At 68.9% G+C, this 6,704-nt stretch carries 4 protein-coding genes; 3 read left to right on the forward strand and 1 reads right to left on the reverse strand.

Going from position 1 to position 6,704, the window contains the following annotated elements:
• The first annotated feature begins 128 nt into the window (after positions 1 to 128).
• Both ACM14_RS16930 and ACM14_RS16935 read left to right on the forward strand, forming a co-directional pair.
• Positions 129 to 1,004, forward strand: a complete 876-nt coding sequence (locus ACM14_RS16930; RefSeq protein WP_065346807.1) for a hypothetical protein — start codon at positions 129 to 131, stop codon at positions 1,002 to 1,004.
• 100 nt (positions 1,005 to 1,104) lie between these two features.
• Positions 1,105 to 1,809: a riboflavin synthase gene (locus ACM14_RS16935; RefSeq protein WP_065346803.1), complete on the forward strand. Its 705-nt coding sequence runs from the start codon at positions 1,105 to 1,107 to the stop codon at positions 1,807 to 1,809.
• Positions 1,810 to 1,822: 13 nt separating this feature from the next.
• Here the strand turns inward: ACM14_RS16935 and ACM14_RS16940 are convergent, their stop codons facing one another.
• Positions 1,823 to 4,342, reverse strand: a complete 2,520-nt coding sequence (locus ACM14_RS16940; RefSeq protein WP_065346804.1) for a heavy metal translocating P-type ATPase — start codon at positions 4,340 to 4,342, stop codon at positions 1,823 to 1,825.
• A 148-nt stretch (positions 4,343 to 4,490) separates the two neighbouring features.
• Between ACM14_RS16940 and ACM14_RS16945 the strand changes: the two genes are divergently transcribed.
• Positions 4,491 to 6,401: a bifunctional UDP-sugar hydrolase/5'-nucleotidase gene (locus ACM14_RS16945; protein WP_065346805.1), complete on the forward strand. Its 1,911-nt coding sequence runs from the start codon at positions 4,491 to 4,493 to the stop codon at positions 6,399 to 6,401.
• The last annotated feature ends 303 nt before the right edge of the window (positions 6,402 to 6,704 follow it).

Below are 6,704 nucleotides of genomic sequence, written 5' to 3' on the forward strand. Positions count from 1 at the left end.
CCCGCAGCGAATCCCGCATGCGAAGCGCATGCCAGGAGCTGCCGGCCCACGCCCCGCATCTCCCTGGCCTGCACGCCTTTTCGGCCGCGCCGCCGCATGGCGCAGCCGCCTTGACCCCGGAGCCGATGATGGACATGGAACTCTCCCAAAACTTTCTGCGTGCCAAAAGCCCCTGCGCGGCGGGCTTTCGCTGGTTCGTGCGCAACCGCCATGACGGCAACGACTACCAGCGCGTGCTCGATGCCCTGGTGGGCGATGGCCGCGTCGAGGACGCGCGCTGGCTCATGAACCAGTTCGGACCCACCGACGCCGTGCTGGAGGTCGATCACCTGGAGGCCGATGCCCTGGTGTTCTCGGGCAGCGTCGTCGTGCATGGCGAGCTGCGCGTACCCGGCCTGCTGGCCGTGGGCCGCACGCTGCAGGCCGGCGCCGGCATCCACGCCGGCCGCATCGAGGCCGGCCAGGACCTGCACAGTGGCGGCGCCATCTTCTGCAGCGGCCCGTTGCAGGCCGGCGGCCTGGTCAAGGCCGCCTGGAGCGTGGACGTGCACGAGGAACTGCGCGCCGAGGACGTGCGCGCCGGCTGGGAGCTGCGCTGCGGCGCCGACCTGCGCCTGGCCGGCGGCGCCCAGGCCGGCCAGGACATCGAGGTGCAGGGCGCCATCCGCTGCGGCAAGGGCCTGCGTGCGGGCGGCAGCATCCGCGCCAGCGGCCTGATCGAGCTGGGCCATGGCCTGTACGCTGGCGCCGACGTGGAAGGCGGCAGCCACATCGAGGTGGACTGGGGCATGCGCGCGCTGGGCGACATCCGTGCGGCCTGCAGCATCCGCGCGGGCGAGACCCTGCATGCCGAAGGCGAGATCGCGGCCGGCCCCGGCTACGGCATCTATGCGGGCATGAACGTGCAGCAGGATGCCTGGCCGTCCTGTGCTTGGGTGCATGCGGCGCAGCGGCCGCCAGCCCTGCTCAGCGGCTGGTGGGAAGAGGCAGCGGCTCCGGCCTGATGCCCGCAGGGACACGCCGGCCTGCGCCCCCGCAGCGCAGCGCCGCGATGCAAAATACCCGCTTCGCCGCCGACCGGGCGGCTCCAAGGAATCCCACATCGTGTTCACCGGCATCATCCAGGCCGTGGCAAGCATTGCCGCGCTGCGCGACCAGAACGGCCTGCGCACCTTCACCCTCGACTTTCCCGAAGGCTTCTGCCAGGACCTGGCCATCGGCGCCAGCGTCTCCACCGACGGCGTGTGCCTGACGGTGACCGAGATCCTCTCGCCCACGCGCGCCACGTTCGATGTGATGCTGCAAAGCCTGAACATCACCACGCTGGGCGGCTATGCCGAGGGCGGGCGCGTCAATGTGGAGCGCGCGGCAAAGGATGGCGCCGAGATCGGCGGTCATCCGCTGTCGGGCCATGTGGATTTCACCTCGCCCGTGCTGGAAGTGGCCTCCAGCGACACCAACCACCGCATCCGCTTCGGCATTCCCGAGGGCTTTCGCCACTACGTGTTCGCCAAGGGCTACATCGCCATCAACGGCGCCAGCCTCACGGTGTCCGAGGTGGACCGCCAGACAGGCTGGTTCGAGGTCTGGCTGATCCCCGAGACGCGCCGCATGACCGTGTTCGAGTCCAAGGGCGTGGGCGACCTGCTCAATGTTGAGATCGACCGCAGCACCCAGGTCGTGGTGGACACGGTGCGCGAGACCGTGCAGCAAAGCCTGGGCCGCCTGCAGCCCGTGCTAGAAGCCTTGCTCAAGGAAAAAGGCCTGAGCCTGGACGACTTCATAGACGTCCCCAAGCTGCCCGGCTGACGCCCTTCGTCGTTCAGCGCCCTGCCGCCAGCGGCGGATTGAAACGCCGCAGGCGCAGCGCGTTGCTGAGCACGAAGACGCTGGACAGCGCCATGGCCCCGGCCGCGAACACGGGCGACAGCAGCGTGCCGTTGACGGGGTACAGCAGGCCTGCGGCCACGGGGATCAGGGCCACGTTGTAGGCAAAGGCCCAGAACAGGTTCTGGCGGATGTTGGCCATGGTGGCCTTGGACAGCGCGATCGCATTGGGCACGCCGCCCAGGTCGCCTGACATCAGCACCACGTCGGCCGCCTCGATGGCGATGTCCGTGCCCGTGCCGATGGCCAGGCCCACATCGGCCTCGGCCAGGGCCGGCGCGTCGTTGATGCCGTCGCCCACATAGGCCAGCGTGCCGTGCTCGGCCTTCAGGCGCTTGACGGCATCGACCTTGCCGCCGGGCAGCACCTCGGCCACCACCTCGTCGATGCCCAGCTGGCGGGCGATGGCCTCGGCCGTGCGGCGGTTGTCGCCGGTGATCATGGCCACCTTCAGGCCCAGGCCGTGCAGCGCAGCAATGGCGGCCGGCGTGCTGTCCTTGATGGGATCGGCCACGGCGATCATGGCGGCCAGGCGACCGTCCACCGCGGCATACAGCGGCGTCTTGCCTTCGTCGCCCAGGCGCGCGGCCTCGTCTGCCAGCGTGTCCACCTGCAGGCCCAATTCGCGCATGAAGCGGTCGGCACCGATCTCCACGCGCACGCCGCCCACCTGGGCGCGCACGCCAAAGCCCGTGACCGATTCAAAGCGCTCAACAGCACCCAGCGGCAGATCCTCGGCCTTGGCAGCATCCACGATGGCGCGCGCAATCGGGTGCTCGGAGCGGTCCTCCACGGCCGCCACCAGCGCCAGCACGCGGCTGCGCTCGCCCTCGAAGCCGGGGGCCAGCACCAGGTCGGTCAGTTCGGGGCGGCCTCGCGTCAGCGTGCCCGTCTTGTCCACAGCCACCACGCGGGCGTCCTTGAGGGTCTGCAGGGCCTCGCCCTTGCGCAGCAGCACGCCCATCTGCGCGGCCCGGCCCGTGCCCACCATGATGGAGGTGGGCGTGGCCAGGCCCATGGCGCAGGGGCAGGCGATGATGAGCACGGCCACGGCATTGACCAGCGCAAAGCTCAGTGCGGGCGACGGCCCCCAGGCCAGCCATGCGCCGAAGGTCAGCAGGGCCACGGCCATCACGGCCGGAACGAACCACATGGTGACCTGGTCCACCAGCGCCTGTATGGGCAGCTTGGAGCCCTGGGCCTGCTCGACCATGCGGATGATCTGCGCCAGCAGCGTGTCCGCGCCCACCTTGGTGGCGCGAAAGGCCAGCGCGCCGTTCTGGTTCACCGTGCCGCCGACCAGTTCGGCACCCAGGGTTTTCTCGACCGGCACGGGCTCGCCGCTGATCATGGATTCATCGACGAAGCTGCTGCCCTCGATGACCTCGCCATCGACGGGAATGCGCTCGCCGGGCCGCACCTCGATGGTGTCGCCCGCACGCACGGCGGCGATGTCCACTTCCTGCACGGCGCCGTCCTTGCGCACGCGCGCCGTCTTGGCCTGCAGTCGCACCAGGCGGCGGATGGCCTCCGAGGTATTGCCCTTGGCGCGCGCCTCCATGAAGCGGCCCAGCAGGATCAGCGCCACGATCACGGCCGCCGCCTCGTAATACACATTCACCGTGCCGGCCGGCAGCCAGTGCGGCACGAAGGTGGCCACCAGCGAATAGGCAAACGCCGCCGAGGTGCCCACGGCCACCAGCGAATTCATGTCGGGCGCGCCGCGCAGCAGCGCGGGAATGCCCTTCTGGAAAAAGCGCAGGCCCGGCCCGAACAGCACGATGGCCGACAGCAGGCACTGCAGGTACCAGCTGTTCTGCGTGCCGATGGCCTGACCCACCCAGTGGTGGAAGGCCGGCACCATGTGGCCGCCCATCTCCAGCACGAACACCGGCAAAGCAAACACCGTGGCCACGACCAGCGAGCGCTTGAGCGAGGCCCGCTCGCGCGCCTGGCGCTGCTCCGTGCCGTCTTCGGCCGGCGACTGCGCTGCATCGCCCTCACTGGCCGGGTTCGCGCTGGCGCCCAGCGGACGCGCTTCGTACCCGGCCTTGTGCACAGCTGCCACAAGGGCCGCCACATCTGCACTGCCAGCCAGCGTCACCACTGCACGTTCGGTGGCCAGGTTCACGCTGGCCGATTGCACGCCCTCCACCTTTTTCAGCGCACGCTCCACGCGGCCCACGCAGGAGGCGCAGGTCATGCCCTCCACCTCCAGTTCCACGCTGGACTGGGGCACCTCGTAGCCGGCCTTCTCGATGGCTGCAATGGCGGCCGGCAGGTCGGCCGCGCCCTCGAAGCGGATGCTGGCCTTTTCGGTGGCCAGGTTGACCACGGCCTCCTGCACGCCGGGCAGCTTCTTGAGCGCGCGTTCCACACGCCCCACGCAGGAGGCGCAGGTCATGCCCTGAACGGGCAGGTCTATGGCCATGCCGGCCTTGGTCGATGCATTCATTGCCTGACTCCTTTGTTCTCGCATGCAGGCACTTTAGAGATTGCCACCATGTCAAGGTCAAGCCCCCTGCAAGGCGATTTCATCGCCGTGTCATCAGCCTTGCCCAGCATCGGCGGCCGTGACAAACCGATACAGAGAGAACCCGTTCATGTCCTTGACCTCCCATCGCCCCGCCCTGCGCCCGCTGGCCGTGGCCCTGGCTGCCTCCGCCCTGATCGCCGGTTGCGGCGGCTCCGGCAACGACACGCCCGCAGGCCAGCCGCTGGAGCTGCGCATTCTGCACATCAACGATCACCACTCCACGCTGGAGTCCAAGAGCAAGACCCTGCAGCTGGACGCCGGCACGGGCAAGGCCGAAGCCGTGGCCGTGGACGCCGCAGGCTTTGCGCGCGTGACCCAGGCCATCGAGGAGCTGGCCGCGCAGTCGCCCAACGTGCTCAAGCTGCACGCCGGCGACGCGCTCACCGGCACGCTGTACTTCAACCGCGCAGGCGCCGACGGCGAGGCCGATGCCGCGCTCATGAACACCGTCTGCTTTGACGCCTTCACGCTGGGCAACCACGAGTTCGACAAGGGCGACAGCGGCCTCAAGTCCTTCCTGGACCGCCTGCGCGCCGGCACCTGCAAGACGCCCGTGCTCAGCGCCAACGTGCGCTTTGGCGCCAACTCGGCCCTGAACGCGGCCAAGGCGCCCGGCTATGTGAACCCCTCCACCGTGGTGGAGCGCGGCGGCCAGAAGATCGGCATCGTCGGCCTGACCATTGCGGGCAAGACCAAGGCATCGTCCAGCCCCGATGCCGACACCACCTTCGAGGACGAGGCCACGGCGGCCCAGCGCGAAATCGACGCGCTGCGCGCCAAGGGCATCAACAAGATCATCGTCATGAGCCATGTGGGCTATGAGTACGACCGCCAGATCGTGCCCAAGCTCAGCGGCGTGGACGTGGTCGTGGGCGGCGACTCGCACACCCTGCTCGGCCCCGACGTGCTCAACACCACCGGCGTGGGCACGCCCGGCGGCGCCTACCCCACGCGCCTGGCCGACAAGGACGGCAGCCCCGTCTGCGTGGTCCAGGCCTGGGAGTACGCCCAGGTCGTCGGCGACCTCAAGGTCCAGTTCGACGCCGACGGCCGCGTCACCCAGTGCACGGGCACGCCCCATGTGCTGATCGGCGACAGCTTCACCATCGCCGGCAAGGCCGCCACCGATGCGCAAAAGACCGCTCTCAAGGCCAGCGCCGCCGCCACCGGCGTGCTGCGCGTGACCACGCCCTCGGCCAAGGCCACCGCCGCGCTGCAGCCGTTCAAGGACAAGGTCGCCCAGTTCAACCTCAAGCAGGTCGCCACCGTGCCCCAGGAACTGTGCTCGCGCCGCGTGCCCGGCGGCGTCGGCACCATGAACTACAGCCAGTCCAGCGCAGCCTGCAATGCCGAAGGCAGCGTCAGCGTGCGCGGCGGCGACATCCAGCAGCTCGTGGCCCAGGCCTACCTGGAAGAAGCCAACCGCCACTACGGCGGCGCCGACATCACCCTGCAAAGCGGCGGCGGCGTGCGCATCCCGCTGCTGGGCCAGACCACGGCCGCCCAGGTCATCCAGGTCCTGCCCTTCGGCAACAAGCTGTTCCGTCTGGACATCACCGGCACGGAAGTCAAGGGCATGCTCGAGGACGGCCTGCAGGCCGTGTACGGCCCCAGCGGCACGACCGGCCCCTACCCCTACACGGGCGGCCTGCGCTTTGACGTGAATGCGGCAGCGGCGGCCGGCCAGCGCGTGTCGGGCATCGAGGTGTATGACAACGCGAGCAAGACGTGGAAGCCGCTGGATACGGCGCGCACCTACAAGCTGTTCGTGCTGAGCTTCAATGCCACGGGTGGCGATGGCTACAAGACGCTGGCGGCCGTGCCTGATGCGCGCCGTCTGGACATTGGCGTGCTCGATTCCGATGTGTTCTTCAACTACATCGAGAGGCAGCCGGTGGATGCGGTGTCTGGTCTGCCGCTGCTGTCGCGGCTGCCGGCGGATCTGTACAGCACGCGTAGTTTTCAGGGTGGGCGCTGAGTCTTCCTGATGGGTTCAGGGATCTGTTTTGTTCCCTGCCGGGGGGTTGTTTTTCGAGGCCGGGTCTCGGCCCGGCGGCCGACCTACCTTCTTTTGCTTCGCCAAAAGAACGTAGGCCAAGAAAAGGCGACCCGGATGTCCGCGACCCCTTCGCTTCGCTGCGGGGCAACCTGCGTCGTGGCGGTTGCGGGGTTCGCTGCGGAACTCGCTGCGTTCACTGCGTGAACTCCGCTCAGACAACCGCAGCGAGTCAGATCACGAAGCAGTCCTGTCCTTCGGCAGGACTGCAACCCCGCAACCACC

It is taken from the genome of Delftia sp. JD2 (assembly GCF_001682645.1).
GTDB lineage: Bacteria > Pseudomonadota > Gammaproteobacteria > Burkholderiales > Burkholderiaceae_C > Comamonas > Comamonas acidovorans.